The sequence below is a fragment of the Pseudomonas sp. NS1(2017) genome (assembly GCF_002269425.1).
Lineage (GTDB): Bacteria > Pseudomonadota > Gammaproteobacteria > Pseudomonadales > Pseudomonadaceae > Aquipseudomonas > Aquipseudomonas reactans.
On record NZ_CP022960.1, the window covers coordinates 5,878,519 to 5,903,332 of the forward strand.

The window sequence follows — 24,814 nt, forward strand, 5'->3', positions numbered from 1 at the left end:
TCTTCCTGGAGCCGCGCCATGACCCGGACATCACCTTTCATACTCTCCACTGCCTGTGCTTGGCTGGTCATAACCACGCTATTGAACAATTCCAGCTTAGCCTCTGCGGCCCCCGGTTTCAGTAATGCCGGAAGCGTCATTGGTGACGAGGTCCTCTACAGCATTGGCGGCGGGAATGCCATATCGATGGGACGTGCCGGCAACATGCAAAGCATTGGTGTCGGAGTTGGCTGGAACAGCAACCTGATGTGCGGAAACATGGACCTGTCGACCACACTGCATAACCAGCTCAACGGATTGACCGGCGGCTTTCAAAGCATCATGGGCAGCGTCATTCAAAACGCGACCGGCGCTGTCGCGTCCCTCCCCGCCCTGATCATCCAGCGAGCAGACCCGGGCCTCTACAACCTGCTCACCAACGGCATTCTGCAGGCTCGCCTTGACTTCGATCGCTCCAAGGCAAGCTGTCGTGCGATGGCAGAACGCATGGCTAACATCGCGGGCAACCAAACTGGCTGGGGTTCTCTCGCAGAAGGCCAGGCTCTCAAGGAAGCCATAAGCCAAAACAAAGATGCCGTGGCTGTTACTGCTCAAGCTGAATCCGACAACGGAAACACCGGCGTACCGTGGGTAGGCGGCAGCAAAGCGGGAGGTCGAGGGCAGCCACCGATCCGGGTGGTCAGCGAAGTGACCAAAGCCGGTTTCAACCTACTGAATAACCGCACCGCATCAGACAGCTCAACTATCGCCCCAAGTGAATGCAACAGCGGCATGCTCTGCGGTACCTGGCGCTCGCCAGATGAGGCAGCAAAATTCGCCAACCGCGTGTTGGGTGAAGTGCAACAGCAGACCTGCGAGACCTGCACCAAGAGTACCACCACAGCCGGCGTTGGCCTGACGCCTTTGATCCAAGAAGAGTACGAGGAAAAGCTCGAAGCACTCCAAGCGCTCATCTCGGGCTCCAAACAACCAACTTCTGAAAACCTGAATTCAGCTGGCAGCAACTCAATGCCCATTACCCGCGGAGTCATCACAGCCCTTCGCGACGAGCCTGACCAAGAGATTCTGGCACAGCGCCTAGCCTCGGAAATTGCCGTCACCAGCGTGCTGGAAAAGGCCCTGTTGCTACAGCGCACCCTCCTCGCTGGCAACAAAGAACCTAACGTCGCCGCCAACGAAATCGCTACTGAAGCGGTGACCACTGAGCGCCAATCTCTCCAACAGGAAATCACCAACCTCAAAACCGAGCTGGAACTGCGTCGATCCCTGACCAGCAACTCGCCCGCCGCGATCATCGCGCGCCACAAAGAACGCAAGGACAACTCCAAGGCAATCTACGAAGGCGATCCAGAGACTAACCGGCTAGAGGACGCCGAAAAAGACGCCTCTACCAGCGGCCGGAGACAAAAACCATGAGCCAGGATCATAAGCGACGCCCCCTGAAGAAGAGCGTTTTAACGCCCGTCGCGATTGCGGGCCTAGCTGTTCTAATCGCACTCGCTTTCAACGTACTGGGCATCCAGCTCATGAAAGGTCTCCCTGCTTGGCAGGAGTGGAGAGCTAAATCCTACTGGGATTTTTTTGCATGGCGGGTGGCGCTGTACTGCGTCGCCTTATGGGTGTGGCTGCGTTACCGAGATCAGCTGTTTGGAAACAGCTCCGCAGCCAAGACAAGTATGCGCAGAACAGAAGTCAGCGTTGTTATGTCGCTGCTGCTGATAGAACTGATCCGCACCCAAGTGCGGTAAGGGGTCTGAAGTGACGCTTTACACCAACGATTACCTTGAGTACTACCTCACCCTCGTGGGCTGGCTCGTCAGCAACGGTATCTGGGATGTCCTTCTAGACTCCGGTATGTTCGCCCTCCCCATCTTCGCCATCATTCTCCAAGAGTGGCTCAAGGCGCGTGGTGAAGGCGCTGATGAGGGCAACAAAGGCTTGCTCGCTAGCACCCGCATCGAAAGCCGTCTCTGGCTGGCCACGGCAGTAATCATGTTTGCAGGCATGCCCTTCATCAACCTCGATCTCAGCACCCTGAAATTTGATGAGAGTCGCTCCGAACAGTGCCAGTACCAAGTGCCTGCTCCCGCTGATACGGGCTGGGGTAGGTCCTTCACTTCACTGAACAACCAAAGTGCACAAGTGCCTGTGTGGTGGTTCTTCGTACATTCGGTCTCCAAAGCGGTAACTGGCGCAGCCGTTGCAGCTATTCCCTGCGGTACAGACCTCAGACAGATGCGTATGCAGGTGAACAACACACGCCTGCATGACCCTGTGCTCGCTCAAGAGGTCGCAGACTTTACCAACGACTGCTACGGATACGCCCGGGCAAAGCTGTTCATGAACCGCCCTAACCTCACCGACGAACTGACCAACGATATCAACTGGATTGGTTCCAGGTACTTCTCCAGTCAGACGGGTTACTACGACACCTACCAATCAAAGACACCACGCACGCCTTGGCCCTACGATCCAATCCGAGATATGGGACTTGCCCAGGTTAAGAATGGCGGCGGTTACCCAACATGCAGCCAGTGGTGGGCAGATGCCGATCGGGGACTGCGCGCTCGACTGGTCAACCAGGTCGACAGCAGTTTGGTGGAGCGTTTCATTCGCTGGGCAAGCCTCATGTCCCCTGATGAGGTTAACGACGCGCTCATTCGGCAGGTGGTTTCGCCGAGTAGCCAGAGAATGACTCAGGGGAAGGTGTACACCGACTATGGTGGTCAGGTTGGGGGTTCACTGTTTAATGATATGAGTCGAGTGACCGGGACCGTTGGATTGACGGTTGGAACCTTGGCGTACTTTCCTGCAATGGACGTCGTACGCCAGGCCCTACCGATGGTGCTAGCAGCTCTCAAGATGGCCTTAGTGATCTGCATCCCGCTAGTGTTGATGTTCAGCACCTACGACTTGAAGGCGACCATCACTGTTTCGGTCGTTCAGTTCGCCATAATCTTTGTCGACTTCTGGCTGCAGATCGCACGCTGGATTGATACCACCATCTTGGATGCGCTTTATGGAGCCAGCTCCCCCCACTCTACTCTGAACCCTCTGATGGGCATGAACAACACGCAGGCAGACATGCTGTTGAACTATGTCATGGCAGCGCTATTCATCGTATTGCCCACCTTCTGGGTTGGCGCTTTAAGCTTTGCAGGATTCAGAGTTGGCAATTCAATTGACGGGCTGAGGCAAGCCTCGAAAGGTGCCGAAGACGCTGGGGCTAGCGGGGCTAGCGTGGTCCAGCGACTGTCGAGCAAAGGTAAGGGGTGAACTCATTTATCCTCGTCGAACCTGCCCGTGTCTACGCGATGATCTCCACTGTAATCGCCGTAACCGGAGGCGCCATGACGCCATCCGTCATCACCGCCAGCACGTTCGGGGAAAATCAACCCGCGACGGTGCAGCGCACCAGCTACAACCAAGACGAGATAGGGCAAAGCAATCCAAAGAGCAAAGCACAGTAGAGTCGCAAGTAATCCGAGCTTTAGAACCCCGAGGATTAATTTCGTCAGAGAGCGAGGGGCTCCTCTTTCTACCAACCAGTCAATCGCTGATGCTTCTTTCTGTATGTAACCCCTCAAAATTCGTCCGAAACCATATCCTATACGCCCAGAAAATCCGTTGTTTTTCATTTTTTTCCAAAACTCACTCGAACCCACGTATGTGAATACAAACAGCTTTGCAGAGGGCTCGTAAAAATACCTGTAGGAAAACTCCTTTAATTACGCGGTTCCGTCTGCATTTGAGAGATAGAGATTTTTCTAAATCGCCAGTAGATTCGTTGATAACGCGAGCGAACAAGCTGCGGTTTCATGCCACTATGAGCTAGCCAGTTAGCCCAACCTTCATACTCAACATCTATCAACTAGCGGTAACCTCGAATGGGTCAATTCAACCACATGGCAGTGCGGGCGGGAGATATTATCTTTGTTCTTCCTCCCACCTCCGGAGTCGGTACAGTTCTCCAATGGGGCAATGTCCAAGGTCAACGCATCCTGGCAAGCCTTCGCGCAACCGACAAGATCAGCCTAAAACTGATCCTTCCCAAATTCTCACATGTGATGCTTGGCGCTGGGGATGGCCTCATCATTCACGCCGATGGTACAAAGGTCACACTCCAGGTCGTCACCGACGCATTGAAGTTCGAAGACAGCTCCTACGAGATCTATCGAAATCCAGATATTACTGAGGAAACAGCAAGCAGAATCGCGGAAGCGGGCATCCATTACCTGAAGCAACAGTATGACTTCACCACATACTTCAGCGCGGGCAGTGTAGGCGATATCACCCAGTTCTGTTCGAGGTTAGTAGCCCAGGCCTACCGCGCTGCAGGTATGCCCTTGAGCGAACTACCAGACCATAAGGTGTTGCCCCTTGATCTTCACAGGCGGTGCCAGAGACCGGACTGGCAAAACATTACCGCAGACTCTCTGCTCACCCCATTGTCCCAAGGTAACGACTTGGTAAACATGAGCATCTCCGTAATGGATGAGCCGCTCTCGCTGTCGGAATTTCTCGATAAAACCGAAAGCCTGGTGCTGACTAGTCTACAACTGCAGGTAAGGGTTCAAGAAGCGTTACACGAAAGCACGCGCCAAACCATGCAAGGGCAAGATTGGCTCACACAATTCAGCACGGCTGAATTCAATGAGATCCGATTGCTACGCGAACAACCAGGACAAATGGATGAGCAGCATGCCCAACGTATCGAACGAGTTCTTTCCCAGCTCAATAACCTCTTGAATCTCGCCGCAGTTCCAGATGTGGAACTGCTGATCAAGGACAACATAATCAATAGCGGCACCGGGGCCGACCAACGTGGAATGTACGCAGGTCTCCCCACGAACGCAGAAACCAGAGACAGGGAAAAAGCGAGAGAAACAATCAGATATCTCTCGTACCTGCTCATGACCGAAATCGGTCTGTTCAGTATTCTTGCCCGGTATGAACACGAAGATAGACTTGCCCGGTTTAGCAAGGTCAACCCGGCCTACGTGAGCGCATTCGCCAACGCCCTCCCAGAAACGTTAAGCGCCGCACTCTACAACCCAGACCATGCATTCCCATGGGTTGCCACCCCGGAATACAAGGCGGCTTATTTAGCGACATACTCAAATGTCATCATCGCAGTCAAATCCATCTACCCAAGCTAGTGACACGTCAGCCGGTATAACGCCAGACTTCGCCATAACTACTTGCTGAGGCTTACGATGGACTTGGCTTAGTACAGCACTGGCTGGCTCCCCAAACGTAAGCGAACGGCGAACACACCTACCGACCTCCCAAATTAAGGGCGATGGCATCAGGAAGGTGTGTTGCCCGGACGATTACCAGGCATCGGCTCAAATCGAGTTACCAACATCAGGTCGATGCCGCGGCTGTCGATGAAAGCAAGCAGTACCTGAGCATTAGCCACCATGCGTACCGTACTTCAAAGTTGTCCATTCCCGAGTCCCCAAGAAGACCATGGGCGATCTCATTTCGAAGATTGGCCCCAAGTGAATCTGCCAGCAAATCCAGTAGTTCGAACGTTCCCGCTTCCCCGAAGCAATCATTCGCCTCTTTCGTCTCAAGTAAAACTTTGAGAGGGCGTTCAGGCTGAACTCCACCAGGTTCAAGCATGGACGTCGCTCCACCCGCAAGCTCAACCAAATGCCTGACCATCGCTTCGAACTGAGATGGGACGATGTGAGCTGCAATGATCCAGTCGCCTTCAAAACCTGCAAGTAATGCCCTTGCGATGCTTTGCTGGTGATCGTTGGGGACGCAAAGACTGTCTTTGATGAGTTTTTGAATGTCCTCCTCACCCGGGGAATGCTCGTTGAAGATTACAGACCTGGCCGGGTCGATACTCGCTTGAACTGCGATGCTTCGTTGCAAGGAGGCGTGTTTGAACAATCGCCCTCGCAGGCCGGGCTCACCCGGATCTTCGCTACTGCCTGACAGGCCGGGCACTATCGCGACAACGCGCCCCCTGAGATTCGTAACCTCAAAGGGCATCATGGCTTGGAGGGGAGCGGCCTTGGCGATATCAAACACTTGCTTCTTCAGCTCCTCCACCAACGGCGGGCGCGACATGGAACACAGGTTGGCCACAGCATCTGGGAAATTCTTTCCACTGACACCTGCAATCGCCTGCTCCACAAGCTTCTGAATGTCGACCCTTGTACTCACCTGCCTGTACTCATCTCTAGACTTCTGCTGGATCTTTAGCAGTTCCGCGTGCAGTGAAGCGGCACGGTCTTTACCACCAGGAATTTGCCTAAAAATTTCGACCGCATCCGACATCAGTGTCGCCGCAACAACCAATCCCCGCCCTGGCTGATTCATAGCGGAACGGGCTTCCCTGACAAGACATTCAGCAGCGTTCATGGAAGCTTTCACGGACGCTTCATTATCCCCATTAAGCCGGTGGCACTCTGCAGCAAGTTCCGAATAATCTTTAGCCCTCCAATGCTCCCCCTTGCTCTCGCAGTCCTTAGCCAGTGCCCAAGCTTTGCTAGCAAATTGCCTGAGATCGCCCTCCTTGAATTCGACCAACACCTTGATCAGCTTCAAGGTCAGATACCCAGGGTCATCCCAGGGCAAGCGACTCAGCCACGTGATAATCTGTTGGAGAGTCTCAATCTTGAGAGCATCTCCTCCTTTGCCAATGCTCGCAGACAGTCGTAACGCTCGGCTAACTCCCATAAAACCCTGAAGCCATTCATCGCAATCAGCTGTCTTAGCCGCAGCTTCTAGATAGGCGTGCACCGCAGGAGATACTGCTTGGAAATACCGGGCCTGAACCCAGGTGATGTCCAACAACCTGGCGCGCAGCACTGGATTCTTCAGCGATAACATCCATGGAACGATTCGAATAAGTTCTTGCTTTGGAAAATCAGAAGGCAGCGCGCTTCGCCCATTGGCAAACTCGATCAGGGCGCCGAATGGCTCTGAAGGATGATTCGGCCGCAACGTCATCATCAGGGCATGTTTCACGAAGCTGATGGACTGCTTCTGAGAAAGACTCAAATCGTCTCCACACTCGAATTCACGTGACAAAAACTCACCGTATGCAATGCATTCTTGTTTCTGCGCCCTGGATAAAAGTCGGTCGAAATCGATGCCCTGCAGTGTTTCTACCGTGATGAGAGTCCAGTCCAACATTGATCAAATACGCCTTAACCGATGATATGAGGTATTCATACCCTTATCCTTGATGAAGCTCAATTGTTGGTCGCTACGGATGCATCCAGAGGTGCGTAGGCTCAAGAACCACAGCGCCCTTGAAGCTGCATGGACATCTTTCGGTACCCCTTTCGGAATAACTATAGGAACGAGAAATAGCAAACCCTACTCTGGAACCAAAGTTGAGCGTTGTAACTGGCCATTCGAAGGGGGTAAAGATAATGAAGAAAGATATGAGCAAGGTAGTCATGCCTTCGAGCCCATCTCTATGAAAAGATAGAGTGGCGGCTTTTGGCGCTCGGGGATGCGCCTGGCGAGTTAAAAAATAATCAGCTTGCCAGGGTTCTAGGAGTCTAGCCGCACGGGCGCATCTCGGCCCGGGCCGGCAGGGTCTACGCGCCCCTACTCTCCTGACTGCTGTACAGCTAATGAGCGTGAAGGCTTCGGTAAAGCCTGCCACGATCATGGCGGGCCGTGGTGCTGTGGATTGCTTTGTCCTGAAAAAGAAGCGTAGTGTCTGCTGCAAATGCCTCACCACCGGAGATGGATCAATGAGCAAAAGTTTTCGCGACCGCATCCAGACAATGAATGCGATGTACAAGCTGCCCATCCATGAGGCTCCGCACCTCTTCCCAGATGCAGAAGATCGCCTCCTGAAATTCAAGCGGACGCTGCTCGACGAAGTCGCCGAGATCGATGACATTGCTGAGCAGATTCGTCGAGGAGACGATGCCATCGATGTTCAGGTCGCCATTGCAGACCTTCTCGGCGACGTCATCGTGTATTGCCGCTCCGAGGCAATGAAGTACGGCATCCCTCTTGAAGCCGTACTGGAGCTGATCATGGACAGCAACGAGAGCAAGCTAGGTGCCGATGGCAAGCCTATCTACGATGAGAATGGGAAATTCCTCAAGGGCCCTAACTACTGGAAACCCGAGCCCCAAATCAAACAACTCCTGGCAAGCCTACCTGCCCAAAAGTAACCCCATGCTTCAGAGGTGATAGCTTGTCAACTGTTAACCACGTGGGGAAGTGCCGGAGCCTGGTTGAGATTGAGGAAATCATCTCCCTAATCGAGTTCTCCGACAGCGATACAGTGTTTCGCTTCCCTATAGATACCCTCGGCGCTCGACACAGTCCGATGCATGACGCATCGCGACTGCAGATGGTCGTTACGCTCGCTCGCCAAAAGCTCGAAGAAGACTACCTGGAAATTCATCCGAACGCTCAAGAGCTGGATGCTCAGGAGGCCGTTTGTGATTATTCACCTGGGATTGCGGGTGTTCGGCTGTCTAAAGGAATCCGGATTGGTAGCAAGGAAATTGATCGCCGAGACGTCCTCACCTTCGCAACCAAAAGAATGCAAGCGATGGACGCTCAGGAGTTTGAAGACCTCGTCAAGGGGCGCTGCATAGACCTCCTGTGCGTCGGGGGTTCCAAAATCCAGTATCTGAAGCCCCTGTTTTCTTCGCGAGGCAAGGCTAAAGAGAAAGACGACATGGCCCCAGTGATGCGCACGCTAGTGGATCGTACAACGCAGCAAAGCAGGGCCAAAGTACCTGAATCCCTGGTCGAAGCGCTCGCCTTGTTCTCTGCTGAGCTTATCCAGAACACTCAAGAGCACGCGGTCACAGACCATACTGGCAGACCCTATCTTTCGCATGTCGAGGGGGTACTGATGGGCTGGACACGGTTTTACGAGTCGACTTTCAAAGACGACTTCTCCGGCCACCCCGATCTGATCAAATACTGGAATGATGAGGCTGCCAGAACAGAAACCGGAGCCAAAAGCCTTCGGGCATTCGAGGTCAGCTATTTTGACTCAGGGCCCGGGCTAGTCAGCCGGTACACCGGCAAGCCAGTGCAGGAGATGTCACTCGAAGACGAACGGCGGGCGCTCCTCCGATGCCTGCAGCACAAATCGACGTCGAAATCCCAGACTGCAGCGGGTGAAGGCTTACCTTCGGTCTTGCAAGAGCTGAGACAGATAGGCGGACTTCTGAGGATCCGCACAGGTCGGCTGTCGATATTCAATTCCTTCACCCCTGGGGATGACCGTGACCTCTTTGCCTTCAATGACTGGACTGAAACCAGCCTTTCGCCCGTTCAAGGTGCGGTCATCTCTATTCTCGTACCGCTGAGGGCTCAGTGATGGAACGCTTCTACTCCTGGCGGCATCTGAAGCACTGTCCCTTGCACGGCACCATTGAAACCCTGGTGCTTTGCTATAAAAGCTGCCGACTGACCGAAGGGAATGTGTATGCGGATGTAGAGACAGCCCTCAAGAGTGATACCAATCTTCCAGATTGCGTGTACATCGTGGGCTCTACCGAACAATACAACACGTTCAAGGAAGCCTGGTATCCGGACAATACGCACCTGCTAACCATGAACAAGCGCAGCATGAAGGCAGGCTTTGACTTCGTGAAGCAATACAACTTCTTTGAGTGGGATGGTACAAACTTCAACCACTACGCCCTTGGAGCGCATCCGGGCCCTTACAACGTGGATCTGAAGCTTCTCATGACTCATGGCGTAAATAGCCTCATCGAGAAGAACAATGCCATCCACCAAGCCCCCTCTGGGCATGTGTTCAAGCACCCTTCTCAACGGCGGAACAAGGTCTTTATCCAAGCAAGGGAAATAGCCTCAGGCGAGGCAGAGCTGTACGTCGTTGCGTACCTGATCACTCTATCCCACGGGCGGGCACTGCAAGACAGCACCAAGGTCTTCATCGATACCATGGGTATCTATGCCTACGTCAAGTGCGCCCTGGCCCTGTGCCGCTCAGAGGCAGAGATCGTCAGCTTCCATTCCTATGATGAGTTGGAGAAGATCATTCCTCCATCGGATCCCTATTTCTGCATTGTCTCCGCCTCGACGTCCGGAAGCATGGCAGAAAAGATGGCAAGCAGCGTGTGGGATCCCCTTCGAATCGCCACCATCGTCGATGTAACGTCCCAAGGACGAGCCGGCGACGTAATGGTCGCGCTTGATAACATGGGGGTCGCCTTCCCTGACTTGAAAGTCAGCGACGGCACCTTGATCGAGATCATCGGAGAAAATTTCTCTTCCAAAGCCAAGCCTCCTCGACCAGTCGTACTCGGTCAGCCACATATTCCGAAAGCTTTGGCAGATTTCCATCAATACTTTGGTTTTTCGATACACCCCTTCAACACCCAAGTCGGAACAAAGAGCAAGTTGCTGCAGCTTGATGTCATCACGGTGCTGGAAGACGCAGAGTTTCAGAAATGGCTCGACGCAGAAATTGACTGGTCATTCCCCCTGACCGTTAGTCATGTCATCCACGCCGACGACGAGGCTTCGAAGGCTCTCGCGGGAATTGTCATGGCTCGCCTGCGCACTCGCCTGGCTGCTGGCTCGTCGATTTCGGTGCTTCCGTACCAAGAACTGGAGAAGGACAATTGCAAAGACGCCACTGGCGTAGTGATTGTTTCCACCGTCGCCAGAGATGGCGGCGTACTTCGCGAGATCAGTCGCGATCTGCGCTCATACATCAAAGCGCATATCCCGAGGCATTTCCTCTCCCCGATCGGGATCCCCCAGACGAACGCGTCATGGAACCAATTGCGCATGTTCCTAGTTCGAAACCCCACGACTAGGGAGTACGGCTTCTCCAACTGGATCCAGCTACCCCTTGGCGAAGACTCCAATGACAACTCTTGGTATCTATTGATCGCCACTCACAAGGCCCATTCAGATCAAAGCATCGATGAATTGGGCCTTGGGCACCTGCCCGACACCTCCAACATCCTGCCATCCTTCGATCTGGCTGGGAAAGCAGCCTTAAACGCGTTTCGAGGTTTTTTGCTTTCGCCACGAGGCAACACACTATGCCTTTCGGAAGGTTTTCTCTTTTTCGGAAACAAAACCGATATCGCCAAGCGCTACGCCGACGTTGAGCCCAGCATGGTGCACCTCACCATGTCAGCAGTGCTCCAAAACGCCCGGGAACACAAAGATCACGAAAGGCGACTCTGCCCCAATGGCTACGAATCGGTCGTACTGGCCCCAGAGTGCTTCCTCAGGTTCAACGAAGCGATCCTGCAAGCGTGCATGTTAAGGGCATGCCACCCAGCGGAGTTGGACTACTCCTCCAGCCCTGAGCTCAGCAAGGTGATGAAAGAGCTGTTGGTGAAAGTGTTTGCCCGTTCGGACAAGGACTTCGGCGACGCAGCCCTTGAGTTCGCCGCCGCCATCGCCGTGGGCTCTCTTAGGCTTGCGAAAACAGATATGGACACGCTGCTGGACGATGCACTGAAGCAGCACGCTGGCAATACTTCCGAATTGCTCGGGATGCTAGTTCTGGCAAAGCAAGCTAGTCGCTAGAATGACCCGCTGAAGGTTCAGTTTGGTGAGTGCAAACAGTACCTGCAGCATCGAGCTGACTGATGGGCGAATTCGAAAGCCACCCTTGGACGTCAGCTCAGCCGGTTAGTTGGTAACACCATTGGAGTGCTCAAAACAGATCTAGAATTTGGCTGGCTGTGACTGCCACAGCCGCCGCTCTGCTTTGGGGCGACAGTGGTCTGCCGTGAGCGGTTGCAAAGCCGTGACAACGGCTGAGAACTTACCAGAACTGCCATTCCATACTTTGGCTCATTTGATTTTTGAAAGCATCGGACACTACCGACAATTTAAAAAAGATAGATCCACATTATTAGGGCTTTTCACTGGATACCGCTCTCTTAGACTCAACACTAGCTCAGCTAGTTTTTTAAATGTTTCCGGTATCGGATCACATGACTCCGCCATACTTTCACATAGCCTAACTTTGTTTATTGAACCAGCCCTCACGCCTCTACTCTCCACAAAACTTGCCAACTGGGAAAACCATGGCCTCCTCGCATCAAACACTACAGAAAAATCTGATTTCATCTTTTGATCGCTAGTAAAAACCACATCGATCTCAAAGCTGGACTCTATAAATAGATCAGGAGAGAATACTTCTTCAAGCGAGCCACCTTCGCTACCACCTGAATATCTCACAACAGGAACCTGAGGGATTTTAAACAAAGTAATTAATTCATCATCAATACTTCCAACCTCTCTCTTACCTGCCAGATCATCATCATAAGTCACAATTACCGGCCTATCGTGACTCAGTGTCTTCCTCAAAAGCCGGATAGAATTTTTGAGATTCCCGATACCGTTGTAGTTTGCTATAACAACCCCATGCTTCTTAAAGTCCAGCCCACACGCCTCAAGAAGCATGTGAAAAACAGCCTCCTCGGACTCACCTTCCACAAAAATATAAATACACTGGGCTTTAGCAGCACTTATCATGATCTTCTCTTCGCAGATAGAACCAATCATTTCATCATACATAATATCTTCCATTGTCGTAGCCATTGCAGCCCCACATTCACATTTACTAACCCCCCGCAAAAAATACAGCAGCGTGGAGACCTCAATACATTAATCAATACATAAAACCTTCTTAAGCACAATGTCTTAACACCAGTGATTCACGGGGCCCAGCTCAGCCTCGGCCATTTCGACCGTCAGTTAACCGATCAAATCTGAACAAGCTCAACGCTTCGTCTGTAAATGCTAGCATCGCCAGATCGACATCAGCACGAACCCTTGCGCATGCCTCGTACCCAGCAAAACCTCAACACGCTGAGAGAGACCTTCAGTCAGATCCTTGGCAATCAGAAAGACAACTACACGGATACCCGGATACCTGAATTGCTCTTCAGGTTGGGGCTGGATGACTGCGCTGAGTACAACTCCAAAAGGCGGCATCTTGAGAAAGCAGTCGAAGCTGCAGGTGACGTTCAAATGGTAGCTGCCGCTCAGAGGGCTTTGGAGCTAATTGGCTTCCAGGTTCATGAGCGCGACCAGCTTCAAGAGCTTGTGTGGGACGATGGGACAGCACCCATCATCCCTGGACGCTACCGTCGAGAGCTGGCAGAAAAGCTCAATACCTTAGAGCTGCACATGGACAGGGCTGCCTTCGAACAGGTACTCAGCGAGCTCTGGCGAATCGACACAATCTCGTTCGTGAACCTGACCCGGCCAACCCAGACACTTCGCCAAGAAATTACCCGTCACCATATCGAAAATCCCGACTGGGATGCGGTGACGCTCTTCGACAAGCTCGGTGCATTTCAATCCTCGCATGCCCGATTTTGCCGATTCGTCGAAGCCTTGGCTTCCTCACGGGTTTTGCCCAGCGAACCTGCTCAGCGAAAATTCATCGAAATCGTCAACGACACCCTCAAAGCATGCGGAGTCCACGTTGTCATCGGGGTGGGAGAAGATGCCTTCCTGACGGCCTCCTTGGCCTATGTAGGATCAGGCAAGCAGTCCTCTCCCAAGAACCTCATCTTTGCGTCTACGACGAAACCTGATCTGCGACTGGGGAACGCCCTGGACAACGATATCGAGGTGATGTCCGACCCAACAGATGTCCTGATTTATGACCGCCCGATCGGGAGTTCTGGACTCCTGTGGCGTGATCTGCAGGCGTGGTACGCACAGACTTATAACATCGAGGAAGCCCAAGCCAAAAAACGTCTGTATCGGCGCCTGGCAGCCTGCCTGCCTAAGTCTTCCCCTCCTCAGGCTCTCGCCTTTTCGAGCTTCTTCAAAGCCTTTACGACAGCGATTCCTGAGCTTCCGGTCTTGCTGCCCGAGGTTTGGTTTCACTGGGATCCCCAGACCATCTCAAGGCGTGGCAAAGAGGCGTTGCTGAGATCGCGCATGGACTTCCTTCTGCTGCTTCCCGGCGGAGTACGGGTTGTCATCGAGATTGATGGCAAACACCACTACTCCGACACAGACGGACGCTCAAATCCCCGCCTCTACGCTGAGATGATGGGGGCTGACAGGGCTCTGAGGATAGTGGGGTATGAGGTCTATCGCTTCGGTGTTTACGAGCTTCAGCAGCCCAATGCCGAGGAGGTGCTCATCGGATTCTATCGCTCGCTGTTTGAGCGGTACTCGCTATACACTACGCCATGACTCGGGGCCTGCCACGCACTAGCGCGGGCGCTCGGCAACCCCCTATCGACGAGACGTTTGTCTGCCCTCACGAATCAGCATACGTAAGGTTTACAGGCTCACTTGGACGTTTTTCGAAAGTTGATAAGTGAATCTGTCACCATAGATAGATTTGACAGTTATGATGAAATCCAAATTTCCTGGTTTCATCGCAAAAATATCCCGCCTTGTCTTAGCACACTTGAGTGGATCACCGGCTTTTGGCACCCCTAACAGTAATATTTCCTCACCGGTTTTGAAGCTATCGTTAGGACGAGGCTCACCGATTGATAAACACTCTGTATTTAGGCCCAACAATCTGGCAGCTTCAAAAAATTTTGTGGCGCCCTCAATTTTTTTTCCATTCACCATTACATCGAGGCGCTCTACAAAAGCAGGCCCCAGACCGTTATTGATTACATGAACACCCTCATTATCAAGTTTAGCCTCGTTGGTGTAATAGGCGTTGAGCCGCGGCTCGACCGACACGTGATTTTGGACACGCTGAAGGTACAGCTGGCTCGCTGAAAAAATCAGAGCAATGACTGCTATTGACACTGTAGCGACGTTGGTAATGGGCTGATTCATTTTTAGGAACTACCTTTCTTATAAAAACTCTACGGGGCGCGGCGACCTATCTAAATAGAGGCGTCTATTTAGGCCATGGTGCTCCGGAAAATTGTTCGCGGGACACAACCAGATCCCACTCATCATCTTGCGAAATCAATAGCATTGTCGCGATCACAGCCTCGTGAAGCGTGCAGGCTGGTTAGTCACTCGAGCCGACGGTATTGACTGAGGCCTGGCGGAGCTCACAAGCGTCAGGGTGGACACACAATCGACTAAGTGAGGCGCTCATTGCGAAGGTTACTGTTCCAAATCGTTGGGTGCGTCCCAAGAACTCTGGGCAAAACCACCATCGTCGACCAAGATCAGATTCATCTCGGCTCGATAACGCTCATTCTCTAGGCCCTTGTACTCAAGAGTCAAAGGAATGACAGCACCGTTTCTCCACGCTCCCGCTCTGTCGCCAAGGTATCCGAAAGCGTTTGTCATACGCTTACCGTTGGCCAGTACCGAGATCTGTTTACTAGCAAAAAAACAGCGCCTCGCATCCCCTGGCATCGTTGTTTCATCCGGGCGATCCAGTGCTGCCAGAACTCGCTTTTCGGTCGCAACCAGTCTGATATCTTTAGCTGGACGATTCCCAGAGTTTTCCACTACGACATTCAACGCCACCCCCTCAGCCCCCCCGGCAGCACTGGCAATCCAAGCGGTGAGAATGGGCCTGTTTGTTTTCCTCCATAGTCGCCATGTGAGCGTCAGAGAACTAATAGCGACCAACAGTGATACCGCCGCAACAATGATCCCAATTAGTGCCAACGGATTCTCAATTGCCTTGGCCGCCACAATATCCATCATCACTACAAGCTCCTACTGACTCGCCTTCAAGGTACCTGATTGTTCAAAAGCACTGTAAACCACTTAGATCACTAGCCTAACGCTGACTCCAGTATCGATGGTTTAACTCAGGCGATGGCTGATATGCAAGAGAAGCGGTGATGATCGGGCATATTCGGGGTAGTTCGGACAAGGTGTATTGGCTGGGTAATTACGAGACTACGTTCTTACCCAGCTTTGATCTATGGTGCCTGCCAGCTTTTGGCTGAACGTGAGAGTTATCTGCAATCCACCGACCAAAGCTGATCAAGCCTAGTCGTATAGCTCTGGCTCATCATCTCTCGACGCATGCCCCAATCCGGATCAATCGGCACGCTGGCCGAACGCAGTGTGCCCCTGCCCCACCTCTCGTTGATTTGATCCAGGACTGTCATAACCCGTGTAGCTTCTTCAGGCTGTGATGTGGCGAAAAGATCATCGGTGTACTCGCCAGGTTGGCAAAGGTTAAGCAGCATCACCTCAGCCTTGCTGTACTTGAAGCCAGGCCGGAAAATGCGATCAAGCGCACCTACTGCGGCTTGAGTGAGTAGTCGCACGTCATCAGTGGGATAAGGCATGTCCACCACTACCCCATTGGCATACTTCGCTTCTTCAGGATTGAACATACCAGTACGGATGCAAACACGAACCTTCTTGCACAGTGAGTTCTGCGCTCGGAGCTTCTCCGAGGCTCGCATCATGTAGGTGGCCACCGCTTCCTTTATAGGCGGCAGTTCCGTCAACCGCTTGCCGAACATTCGACTGCAGCAGATCTCCTGCTTTGGCGGATCAGGCTCGTCCAATTCCAAGCATGACGTACCACTCAATTCCCGGGCGGTCTTTTCAATCACTACACTGAATTTCTTGCGGAGCGTCCAAGGATCGGCCTTAGCCAGGTCCATGGCAGATTTAATGCCCAAGGTACTTAAGTGCAGTTTCATCTTGCGGCCGACGCCCCACACTTCCGCCACATCGGTATTGCGTAGGACCCAGTCACGCTTACCCGGGTCAGTAATATTCACTACGCCTCCCGTCTGAGCCTGCAGGCGCTTAGCCGTGTGGTTGGCAAGCTTGGCTAACGTCTTGGTATTGGCGATACCGACACCAACAGGAATGCCAGTGCAACGGAGTACCTGAGCGCGGATCTGACGCCCAAGTGCATCAAGATCACCAATCCCTGTGAGATCCGCGAAAGCCTCGTCGATGCTGTAAATCTCAACGGCAGGCACCATGCTCTCAATGAGCGTCATCACCCTCTCGCTCATGTCGCCGTACAGCGCGTAGTTCGAGGAGAACGGTACGATGCCATGCTGCTTGAGCTTGTGCTTGATCTGAAAATACGGCTCGCCCATCTTGATGAAAGGCTTAGCGTCGTAACTGCGAGCAATGACGCAACCGTCATTGTTGCTCAGTACCACAATTGGGGTCTTTGCTAAGTCGGGACGGAAGACTCGCTCGCAGCTGGCATAGAAGCTATTACAGTCGATCAGGGCAAATACAGGATTAGCCTTAGACATGACTGCGCACGGTGCTGGTAATCACGCCCCAGATCGATAGCTCATCGCCTTCCAGGACGTAGCGAGCCGGATACTTCGGGTTCTCAGACAGCAGGATCACTTCCTTACCGCGCTTACAGAGGCGCTTGCACATGGGGTCATTGTTTAGCAGCGCCACCACGATGTGCCCATGAGCAGGCTCAATCGACCGATCAACAATCGCCAGGTCACCTTCAAAGATCCCGACGCCCTGCATGCTTTCCCCAGTGATCATCACCAGGTAAACATGCGGCGCCCTGATGTTCAGTACCTCATCCAGAGAAATATGCTGCTCGATATGATCAGCTGCCGGCGACGGAAAGCCGGCCGGCACCTGAAACGAGCATAAAGGCAGCTTGACGCCACCATGGCCTATTGGACCCAAGATGTTGAAACTCATGGCACTGCCCTTTTACAGATGCTGTACGAATGTACAGTTAATCTTGGAGCAGGCGTGCGGTCAATTTTACGTAAGAGATATCTGACAAGCGGCCAAATCAGGCCAGCTCACAGGCATAAGCCACCAAGGCTTCCACTACCTGCTTTCCCCACTCGAGGTCCTCTACGACGTTGCGGCATTTCAGGTCATCGAACATCGCTAGAGAAGTCTCTCACCAATAATCGAGGGTACCGGCTATGAACGCAGGATCAATATCGAGGGCAGGCCAAGCTTCGAAATCATCTACTTGGTAACGACTGGAGGTCATGAGGAATCTCTCCCGTTGAGGTCTATTGTGGAGAGACCGATGAGCACCGGCCGTTCCAGGCTTCTGACGTGCGGAGATACTTATGTGCGGACGATTTGTGCAGTACGAAGGAATGGCGATCTACATTGAAGAGCTGAACCCTCAGATCGAATTGTTCAGCGGCTACGATGCAGAGCCCATCAACCGATTCAACATCGCGCCTACAACACGTGTGCAAGTGCTGCATAGCAAAGAAGACGGACTGCACATTGACGCAGTACGTTGGGGTTGGGCTCCTTTTTGGGCAAAGGGAAAACGGCCTGATCCGATCAATGCGCGCGTCGAAACCGTAGCTACGGGTAAGTTCTTCAAGCAGCTGTGGCCGAATGGCCGGGCAATCGTGCCCAGCGAAGGCTGGTATGAGTGGGTCAAAGACCCGGATGATCCGAAGAAAAAGCAGCCCTACTTCATCCGCCTGAAAAGCAGACGCCCCATGTTCTTCGGCGCGCTAGCCGAGGTTCACTCTGGCCTGGAACCTCACGAAGGGGACGGCTTTGTCATCATCACCGCAGCAAGCGATCAAGGCATGGTCGACATTCACGATCGACGGCCTTTGGTGCTGACGCCTGAGCATGCCAATGAATGGCTTGATCCTGACATAGCACCTACACGGGCAGAAGAAATCGCAAGAGAGCTATGCCAGCCCACGGAAGAGTTTGAATGGTTTCCCGTAAGCAAGACAGTCGGTAACGTCAGGAATCAAGGGCCAAAGCTGATTGAGCTGGATAGATCAGACATTATCTGAGCATCGTCAGCCTTACTGAATAACCGAAGCAGGCCTAGATGACACCTGGGCACTCTAGCCAAGAAGCGAGCAATACGGGATTATCACGATCTACTCCTGTAAGCGAAGCCAATGGAATGCTCCACTCCTTTTCCCACGGAAAAAGCCACCTCTATAGACGCTATCTTGGACACCGTGAGATAGGTGAAAAGCGAGTTTGTGAAGAAGATGAGATAACCTCTTTAATCATGGGCCCGCTGGACTATATGCCTCCCGAAGTCAGTGGCGCTTTTTGGAGAGCTTTAATCCAGCGCGATGTGAAGGAGGACTTAGTATTCCCGGTGGGCCCCATCAGCCGCGTTCAGATGGACTTTTGGGAGCTTCGAACAGTAGAACCAGATCTCCTCGTCGAGCTGCATTGGCAAACAGGAGAACGCCGTATCTTGCTGGTGGAATTCAAATGGAATGCACCGCTAAGCGGTAAAGATCAACTGCACCGGCAATGGAAAGAATTTTTAACTCCCACCGAGCGCGAAGTTGCTCATCACGTTTTCATCGCGCCTGAGATCAGTGCAGGCCTAAATGCCATCGGTCAAGAAGACATCTGGAAAGGCCGTTTGGTCCTAAGATCCTGGATCAGTGTTCTCGACTTACTGAACAAATTGGATTGCTCAAAAGATGCAGGACTCAAGAAATGGAAGTTTCAAGTGACTTGTCTTCTCAGGAAATTGGGCATCAGTCGCTTCCAAGGTTTTAGAGACATCTCCCCACCGCCCTTGCTTAAACAATCACCATTGTTCTGGAGTCCCATAAACGGCTTCAAAGAATTGGAAGCTCCCGCCTGCCCTAAGCTAGCAAGTTCTTTGCCCACTTTTATTTGGAGTTCAAAACAGTGACAGTCCCAACCGACATTGGTAAGTCGATTACAGAGGCTATTCGATTTGTTTCTCGACTCGGCGCTGAATGTGAACGACTGACGGAGCTGATCAGGGAAGAAATGAGCCGTGCGTTGTTGGTTCCGGAAATCGCTAAGCGCTTCAAGGTAGGAGGTAAATGGATCGACAACCGCACGACTGATGAGAATGCATGGGTGTATACCGAGCTCGGAATTTCTCTGCCGATCATTTCCAAACCAAAACGATCAACCGGCAGTTATCTTGTGGTTCAGATTAGCCTCACCGGCGAGGGGATCAATGCAGAGGACAACCAAGAACCATTGATACATATAGGCCGCTGGGGTGACCCAATTGACTTTGAAGAACTACAGATGGGATTCCCCCTCGATCTCGCCAATGAGTACGACTTGATTCTTGAGGATGAACGGCTATTTCGTTGGGTACACACGCAGTACGAGAACGAATGGTGCTACAGCCTACGCCTAACGGATATCAACAGCCCAAACGATGTTCAACATCACATTATCAATCCCACAAAAGCATTGCTGTTAGGGAACAGTGCAACTGAGGCGCTATCCGGTACTGCTGCAGTGAGGTATTCCCGAGTGGGTGATAAAGATGGGCAATATAGAGCCTTGCCTCGCTGATCGATTGCTGAAGTAAAACGATTTAGATCTGTAGACCACGAAATGTAGACCATTTGAATGGCCGTAACGGGTCGAATCATGGCCTGCCGTGACCGGCAAAAACCGACCCAAAGCGGCATGTCACCAAATCACAACGACCAAACCAGCGTTACCGGGCTTCTCATCGATTTACTACGGCTCTCAATCGTTCCCGCAACACCACTCTCGATGCGCGCGGATTGCATCCAAAGATAGCCGTGGGGCGCCACCCGTTGCAGCTCTAATTTTTTTTCCCGCGAGAGGCGCATATTCAGATGTTGCTAGACACGGTTTGAGCTGTAGGGTGAGGTGGTCGCAAAGATAAATAAGGCCTTTGTCCCACAACGTATGCAGATCGCTGCGTAGTAAGATTCCATTACTAATGTGATTAGTTTCTGGTCCTAAATATGGGGTGATATGTGCAGCCTCAAGTACCTGCACAACTGCGAAATCAGTGATGGCACAGCGTCCTTCATAGGCGGTGAGCAATCCACTTCGAAACGCTCCCTGCCCCTGACGTTTAGTGATCTCCCTCTGTGTGCGCTGACGGTTGTCGTTGACTCCATTCGGAGAATAGGTAGACGAATCCTCGGCTTTTTGATTGGCCGTGATGCCATCTTCTCCCAACGTGGTGCTCTCAAGGGTAAACACCTTGTTCTTCCATGCGACAACCCTAGCCAGCCCCAACATCCGATATTTCGTAACGTCAGGCTTCTTTGAGAGTTGCACCAGGACTGCCACCGGTACCCCATCATCCATGCACTTCTTCAGACCTTGATTAGTGAACAGGCCAGTGGCGTCGCCACGCGTGCTCTCCTCCTGAGCGTAGGAGTAACGCCAGCTTCCATCATCTTGATACTCAGGGTCTTGATCGCTGTAAGGGCTGTCCAGCCTCTGACTAATCGATAGGGCGTAGGCGAGCTTCTTTGGCTTGTAGATACCCTTGGCCGAAATCGCGACGGTACTGGGAGCTTGCTGAAGCTGCTCCCAAGTGAGTTCCCGTCCTGTGTACTGCTCAAACCAAGCCAGTAACTCAGAATGGCTGACGGATCGACTTTCCTGCAAAGCTGTTTCGCTCGTAGGTGCTGGGGGAGGATGACCATTCCGCTTAGAATCAAGTCCCGGGTACAGAACCCCTAAGAGTCCGAGAAGCGAGCTTTCAGCTTCTAACGTTACAGGTAAACCGTAGTGGATCGGCACGTCCCCTCCATTCAAACGCTTTGGAAAAACGTTCATATTGCTATGGTGAACGTACTCGGTCCCGGGAACCGCACCTTGGATACTTTGGAGTTCCGAGACTCGCTCCATCCAACCTGGGTCAATTACTAGGGCAGATTTTCCCGAGCTATTCTTCATATTCACGAAAAGAAACTCACCGTCCTCATGACGCCATATATATTTTTTATCATTTTGGCTCGCGACGGTAAAACCTATATTTTCAAGGAGCACATTGATCTGCTGGGGTTTCAATCTCATATTCACCTAGCACTTAAAAAGGTGGTAGAAATAGCCAATTTACAAGGGCTCCAGGGTAGGTCGACGGCGAGCGCCGAAACACTGCCTGAATGATTTCGCAATCCACCATTGTGAATCGCGCCTAGCTTTCTAGATACATCCGGCTGAGAGTTTTTGACCGATTACTACCTTTCGCTAGAGTCAGCTATGGGTCGATAGCAGCCCATCACGACAGGCAGCTATCGGCCAAAAGCGGACGCCCACGATAGCTGCTTTCTGGACGCCAGCTCACGACGCGGCTTCTGACCCAAAATGGGTCTGAGTCGCGCACTCGCTGTCGAGAAATTCAAACGACGTTTTTTAGCAGATTCGCCAACAGCTCTTTAAACTCGCCGCGATCTGTATAATTTTCCCAGTGCCTGGACCGGTGGACGATCTGCTCAGCCGTCGTCAGCGGCCAGAGCCTGTCGATCACATCGTCCGCTTTGATGTTCTTGTCTCAGAACCCGATCTCAACGACGGCTATTTTCTCCTGATCTCGCGATTGCTTGACTCGTAGAGTGTTGAAGAAAGAGAGTTGAAAAAACATTCGTCATTTACATCTACCTTCAAGCAGCAAAGGACGCTTAATGAGAACCCCGCTACTCGCTCTTACCCTCACAGCTCTATTGAGCGCATGCGCCATCCCTTACCAAACCCCGGAAGCCCGCGCCAATATTGAACGCGACTTGAAGCTCAGCGCAGACGAAATCGTCACTATCACCGAAACCAACTGGTGCTTATTTCCCTATGGTGATTTGCAAGTGTGCAGACCCAAGCAAGGCCTGGGTGTGCTGACCAAGAGCAAGCTAGTGCTGGCCCTGTATAAGGGCGGCATCTACCAGCAAGCTGAAGTCATCAACGCCAGCGATGTGCAGTGCGCCCACCTGCAAAGTGGCAGAGCCACAGCCGATACCTTCTACCTATTCAGTGAGCGTTGGGCCGCCATGCTGGCGCCAATTACCGTGGGAGGTGCCTTGGCCCTCGACAAGAAAGCCCAGTTCCTGAGCGTTTTAGTGCCGCCAAGCACTGAGAGCTTCACGGCTGGGCAAGGAAATTTTATTCAGGTCACCGATCGCAAGAATTACTCGGCTGTTGCGGTACCAGGTACCACCACCTATGTAGGAACCAGCGAGAGTATTCACCAGATTTTTAACCCGTGTACGCAGGGAAAGAATCTCTCAACCGGATCATGAGTCCTGGCCAGACCCTTCGAGTGAAACAGTCCCGGCAGCATTTGCAGCGCAAGTAATTCAATGCAGGCCCGACCAGCCGGGCCTGTCGAGCGCCAAAGAAGCTGACAACTCAATGTGAATCGGAAGCCGGTTTTGGTCGACGGCTTCCAGCAACGAGTGTCCGTTTCGGGTCGATTACGGCCCTCGCGACAGGTAGAGATCGGCCAAAAGCGGCGTTCGATCCACTACCTTCCAGCCGAAAAGCGGAAACGTGCCGATCTGTGAAAATTAGTCTCTAAGGGTACGCATTATTTCCCCGACCACATACTTCGTGTATTTCTCACTGGGGTCAGTTTCCGGTGGGTCGTTACTGCGGAACCATTCACCTTGATCGAATGCCTGGTAAAGCGAGAAAGCGGGCTGAGGCATATCGTTAGTCAAGCCTACTTCAACCACAGCATTTATGATCCCGTTCATAACGCCCTCGCAAAAATCATAGGGTAGAGATCCTTGGAGATAGCCTTCCGCAACCGCGACGGACAGTTCGTTCAGCACATCATGCGGTGCAACGCCGAACCTTTCGCTAATGGGGGCTAGATCACTCAGCGTTAAACCCTCTGCTTCCGCTTTTACGGAAAGTTTCTTGAGTTCGACTTTCGATAACACCATGATCATGAGCTTCTTCCGGTTAGGTGCGAAGGTGCGCTTACAGAGTGGCCGATCAGCGGTGCCACACTTCAATTCCATGCTGCAATACGGACTCATGGTCGGTCAACTTCAGCTACAGGCAATATCCGCTTCGGGTCGGTAGTAGCCTGTAATGAAGCGCTGCTATCGACCCAAAGCGGAAGCCCATAATTGCAGGCGAGGATAGTTTTCTGATGCCTTTGTGCTCCGTATAGTGGCAGTACTTATTCAGTCAAAGGAGTGGCTATGAGCCCGTTAAGCGGCCTACCTGTCGGTGTAACCATCACTACTCGTTGCGCGAAAAGGGGAGCTCAATGCGTGCAGGAATGATCCTTGCCGGGATCGGCACCCTGTTGGCGCTGTTGGCAGCATCGCCAGCTCAGCCTGCGTCCCTGCCATCAGGCACGGTGAACGAGGGTGGTATCTCGGTGCAGGTACAAGGCTCGGGCACAGATATCATCTTGATCCCGGGATTTGCGTCGTCCTACGAAGTATGGGCAGATTTGGCCTCCCGATTACGGCTCAGCCACCGTCTCCATCTAATACAGGTAGCTGGGTTTGCCGGCTCGCCTGCTGTATCCCGTCCAGACGGGAGAGTAGTCGCGTCCACGGTCGAGGCGATCGCTGAATACATTCGCAGCCAGCGCATCGAGTCGCCGGTCATCATCGGTCATTCGTTGGGTGGCGAGGTGGCACTGATGCTAGGTGCTCGTCATCCCGATCAAGTGGGACGCCTGATGATTGTTGATGCGATGCCCTTTTATACGTTGCTGTTTGATCCCTCCGCGACCAGTGAAACGGCGGCCCCGCATGCCGCTGCAATGCGTGATGCAATGTTGGCGGCAACGCCTGAGCAGGCGCAAGTCATGCAGCGTGCCTCCATCGCCCGCCTCGCCAAAACTGAAGCGGTCAGGCCAGGCCTGGTCGCGGCGGGGTTAAACTCGGACCGAAAGACTATGGCCGATGCCATGTATGAATTGATGGTCTCAGACCTCCGGCCTGAGCTTGGACGCATCAAGGTGCCGGTTGAGGTCGTCTATGCCTACGATGTGCTTTTCGGCGTAGAAGCGTCCCACGTCGATGCAATGTTCCGTAACGCCTATGCCTCTACCCCAAACATTAGCTTCAGGCGCATTGACGGCAGCTTTCACTTCATCATGCTTGATCAGCCAGAACTGTTCGCCAGTGCTGTCATCAAGTTCCTGAACCAGTGAACGGCGACGGAGTTGCCAGAGTGATGAGTCGCCGTAAAAGGGCACAGGATTCGT

22 protein-coding genes are annotated in these 24,814 nt (G+C 52.7%); 13 read left to right on the forward strand and 9 right to left on the reverse strand.

The window, feature by feature from the left end:
* Window positions 1–18 precede the first annotated feature (18 nt).
* Genes CI807_RS27390 through CI807_RS27400 form a run of 3 tightly spaced genes read left to right on the forward strand, consistent with a single transcriptional unit; the run spans window position 19 to window position 3,276 of the window.
* A complete protein-coding gene (locus CI807_RS27390; protein WP_095016997.1) occupies window positions 19–1,416 on the forward strand; it encodes an integrating conjugative element protein in 1,398 nt (465 codons plus the stop codon).
* Window positions 1,413–1,748, forward strand: a complete 336-nt coding sequence (locus CI807_RS27395; protein ID WP_095016998.1) for a hypothetical protein — start codon at window positions 1,413–1,415, stop codon at window positions 1,746–1,748. Before CI807_RS27390 ends, CI807_RS27395 begins: the two co-directional genes overlap by 4 nt.
* Window positions 1,749–1,758: 10 nt before the next feature.
* Complete coding sequence (locus CI807_RS27400; protein ID WP_095016999.1) at window positions 1,759–3,276, forward strand: conjugal transfer protein TraG N-terminal domain-containing protein; 1,518 nt, start codon at window positions 1,759–1,761, stop codon at window positions 3,274–3,276.
* A 2-nt stretch (window positions 3,277–3,278) separates the two neighbouring features.
* Here CI807_RS27400 and CI807_RS27405 read toward each other — a convergent pair whose 3' ends face one another.
* The gene (locus tag CI807_RS27405; RefSeq protein WP_095017000.1) at window positions 3,279–3,638 is read right to left on the reverse strand and encodes a DUF3742 family protein; all 360 of its coding nucleotides are present in this window, start codon (window positions 3,636–3,638) and stop codon (window positions 3,279–3,281) included.
* 249 nt (window positions 3,639–3,887) lie between these two features.
* Here CI807_RS27405 and CI807_RS27410 point away from each other — a divergent pair, with 249 nt between their 5' ends.
* Window positions 3,888–5,159 (forward strand): YiiX/YebB-like N1pC/P60 family cysteine hydrolase, encoded by a 1,272-nt coding sequence (locus tag CI807_RS27410; protein ID WP_095017001.1) that lies wholly within the window; start codon window positions 3,888–3,890, stop codon window positions 5,157–5,159.
* Between the two features lie 208 nt (window positions 5,160–5,367).
* Here CI807_RS27410 and CI807_RS27415 read toward each other — a convergent pair whose 3' ends face one another.
* Window positions 5,368–7,155 carry a DUF4209 domain-containing protein gene (locus CI807_RS27415; protein WP_095017002.1) on the reverse strand — a complete coding sequence of 596 codons (1,788 nt, stop codon included), beginning with the start codon at window positions 7,153–7,155 and terminating at the stop codon, window positions 5,368–5,370.
* Window positions 7,156–7,727: 572 nt separating this feature from the next.
* Here CI807_RS27415 and CI807_RS27420 point away from each other — a divergent pair.
* From CI807_RS27420 to CI807_RS27430, 3 genes are read left to right on the forward strand one after another with little or no spacing between them, the layout of a single operon-like run.
* Window positions 7,728–8,159 (forward strand): pyrophosphatase, encoded by a 432-nt coding sequence (locus CI807_RS27420; protein WP_095017003.1) that lies wholly within the window; start codon window positions 7,728–7,730, stop codon window positions 8,157–8,159.
* 23 nt (window positions 8,160–8,182) lie between these two features.
* Window positions 8,183–9,328 (forward strand): hypothetical protein, encoded by a 1,146-nt coding sequence (locus CI807_RS27425; protein ID WP_095017004.1) that lies wholly within the window; start codon window positions 8,183–8,185, stop codon window positions 9,326–9,328.
* Window positions 9,328–11,526, forward strand: coding sequence for a hypothetical protein (locus CI807_RS27430; RefSeq protein WP_095017005.1), 2,199 nt, complete (start codon window positions 9,328–9,330; stop codon window positions 11,524–11,526). The genes CI807_RS27425 and CI807_RS27430 overlap by 1 nt, the downstream gene beginning before the upstream one ends.
* A gap of 297 nt (window positions 11,527–11,823) precedes the next feature.
* Here CI807_RS27430 and CI807_RS27435 read toward each other — a convergent pair whose 3' ends face one another.
* On the reverse strand, window positions 11,824–12,549 hold the full coding sequence (locus tag CI807_RS27435; RefSeq protein WP_095017006.1) for a TOPRIM nucleotidyl transferase/hydrolase domain-containing protein: 726 nt from the start codon (window positions 12,547–12,549) through the stop codon (window positions 11,824–11,826).
* 240 nt (window positions 12,550–12,789) lie between these two features.
* Between CI807_RS27435 and CI807_RS27440 the strand changes: the two genes are divergently transcribed.
* Complete coding sequence (locus CI807_RS27440; RefSeq protein ID WP_095017007.1) at window positions 12,790–14,166, forward strand: hypothetical protein; 1,377 nt, start codon at window positions 12,790–12,792, stop codon at window positions 14,164–14,166.
* 90 nt (window positions 14,167–14,256) lie between these two features.
* On the opposite strand, the gene CI807_RS27445 is transcribed toward CI807_RS27440, so the two are convergent.
* The 4 genes from CI807_RS27445 to CI807_RS27460 form a co-directional block, all read right to left on the reverse strand.
* A complete protein-coding gene (locus CI807_RS27445) occupies window positions 14,257–14,772 on the reverse strand; it encodes a hypothetical protein (RefSeq protein ID WP_095017008.1) in 516 nt (171 codons plus the stop codon).
* A 279-nt stretch (window positions 14,773–15,051) separates the two neighbouring features.
* Window positions 15,052–15,606 carry a hypothetical protein gene (locus tag CI807_RS27450; RefSeq protein ID WP_095017009.1) on the reverse strand — a complete coding sequence of 185 codons (555 nt, stop codon included), beginning with the start codon at window positions 15,604–15,606 and terminating at the stop codon, window positions 15,052–15,054.
* Between the two features lie 257 nt (window positions 15,607–15,863).
* Entirely contained in the window at window positions 15,864–17,141 is a 1,278-nt protein-coding gene (umuC, locus tag CI807_RS27455) for a translesion error-prone DNA polymerase V subunit UmuC (RefSeq protein ID WP_095017010.1), read from the reverse strand.
* Complete coding sequence (locus tag CI807_RS27460) at window positions 17,134–17,559, reverse strand: LexA family transcriptional regulator (protein WP_095017011.1); 426 nt, start codon at window positions 17,557–17,559, stop codon at window positions 17,134–17,136. The genes umuC and CI807_RS27460 overlap by 8 nt, the downstream gene beginning before the upstream one ends.
* A 389-nt stretch (window positions 17,560–17,948) precedes the next feature.
* Between CI807_RS27460 and CI807_RS27465 the strand changes: the two genes are divergently transcribed.
* Genes CI807_RS27465 through CI807_RS27475 form a run of 3 tightly spaced genes read left to right on the forward strand, consistent with a single transcriptional unit; the run spans window position 17,949 to window position 20,172 of the window.
* Window positions 17,949–18,650 (forward strand): SOS response-associated peptidase family protein, encoded by a 702-nt coding sequence (locus CI807_RS27465; RefSeq protein WP_095017012.1) that lies wholly within the window; start codon window positions 17,949–17,951, stop codon window positions 18,648–18,650.
* 38 nt (window positions 18,651–18,688) lie between these two features.
* A complete protein-coding gene (locus tag CI807_RS27470) occupies window positions 18,689–19,525 on the forward strand; it encodes a hypothetical protein (RefSeq protein ID WP_157742083.1) in 837 nt (278 codons plus the stop codon).
* Window positions 19,522–20,172 (forward strand): hypothetical protein, encoded by a 651-nt coding sequence (locus tag CI807_RS27475; RefSeq protein WP_095017014.1) that lies wholly within the window; start codon window positions 19,522–19,524, stop codon window positions 20,170–20,172. The genes CI807_RS27470 and CI807_RS27475 overlap by 4 nt, the downstream gene beginning before the upstream one ends.
* Window positions 20,173–20,352: 180 nt before the next feature.
* Here CI807_RS27475 and CI807_RS27480 read toward each other — a convergent pair whose 3' ends face one another.
* The gene (locus CI807_RS27480; protein ID WP_177409606.1) at window positions 20,353–21,660 is read right to left on the reverse strand and encodes a DUF2002 family protein; all 1,308 of its coding nucleotides are present in this window, start codon (window positions 21,658–21,660) and stop codon (window positions 20,353–20,355) included.
* A 614-nt stretch (window positions 21,661–22,274) separates the two neighbouring features.
* Here CI807_RS27480 and CI807_RS27485 point away from each other — a divergent pair.
* Complete coding sequence (locus tag CI807_RS27485) at window positions 22,275–22,880, forward strand: hypothetical protein (protein ID WP_095017016.1); 606 nt, start codon at window positions 22,275–22,277, stop codon at window positions 22,878–22,880.
* 267 nt (window positions 22,881–23,147) lie between these two features.
* On the opposite strand, the gene CI807_RS27490 is transcribed toward CI807_RS27485, so the two are convergent.
* On the reverse strand, window positions 23,148–23,534 hold the full coding sequence (locus CI807_RS27490; protein WP_157742084.1) for a hypothetical protein: 387 nt from the start codon (window positions 23,532–23,534) through the stop codon (window positions 23,148–23,150).
* Window positions 23,535–23,860: 326 nt separating this feature from the next.
* Between CI807_RS27490 and CI807_RS27495 the strand changes: the two genes are divergently transcribed.
* Window positions 23,861–24,760, forward strand: a complete 900-nt coding sequence (locus tag CI807_RS27495; protein WP_095017018.1) for an alpha/beta fold hydrolase — start codon at window positions 23,861–23,863, stop codon at window positions 24,758–24,760.
* The last annotated feature ends 54 nt before the right edge of the window (window positions 24,761–24,814 follow it).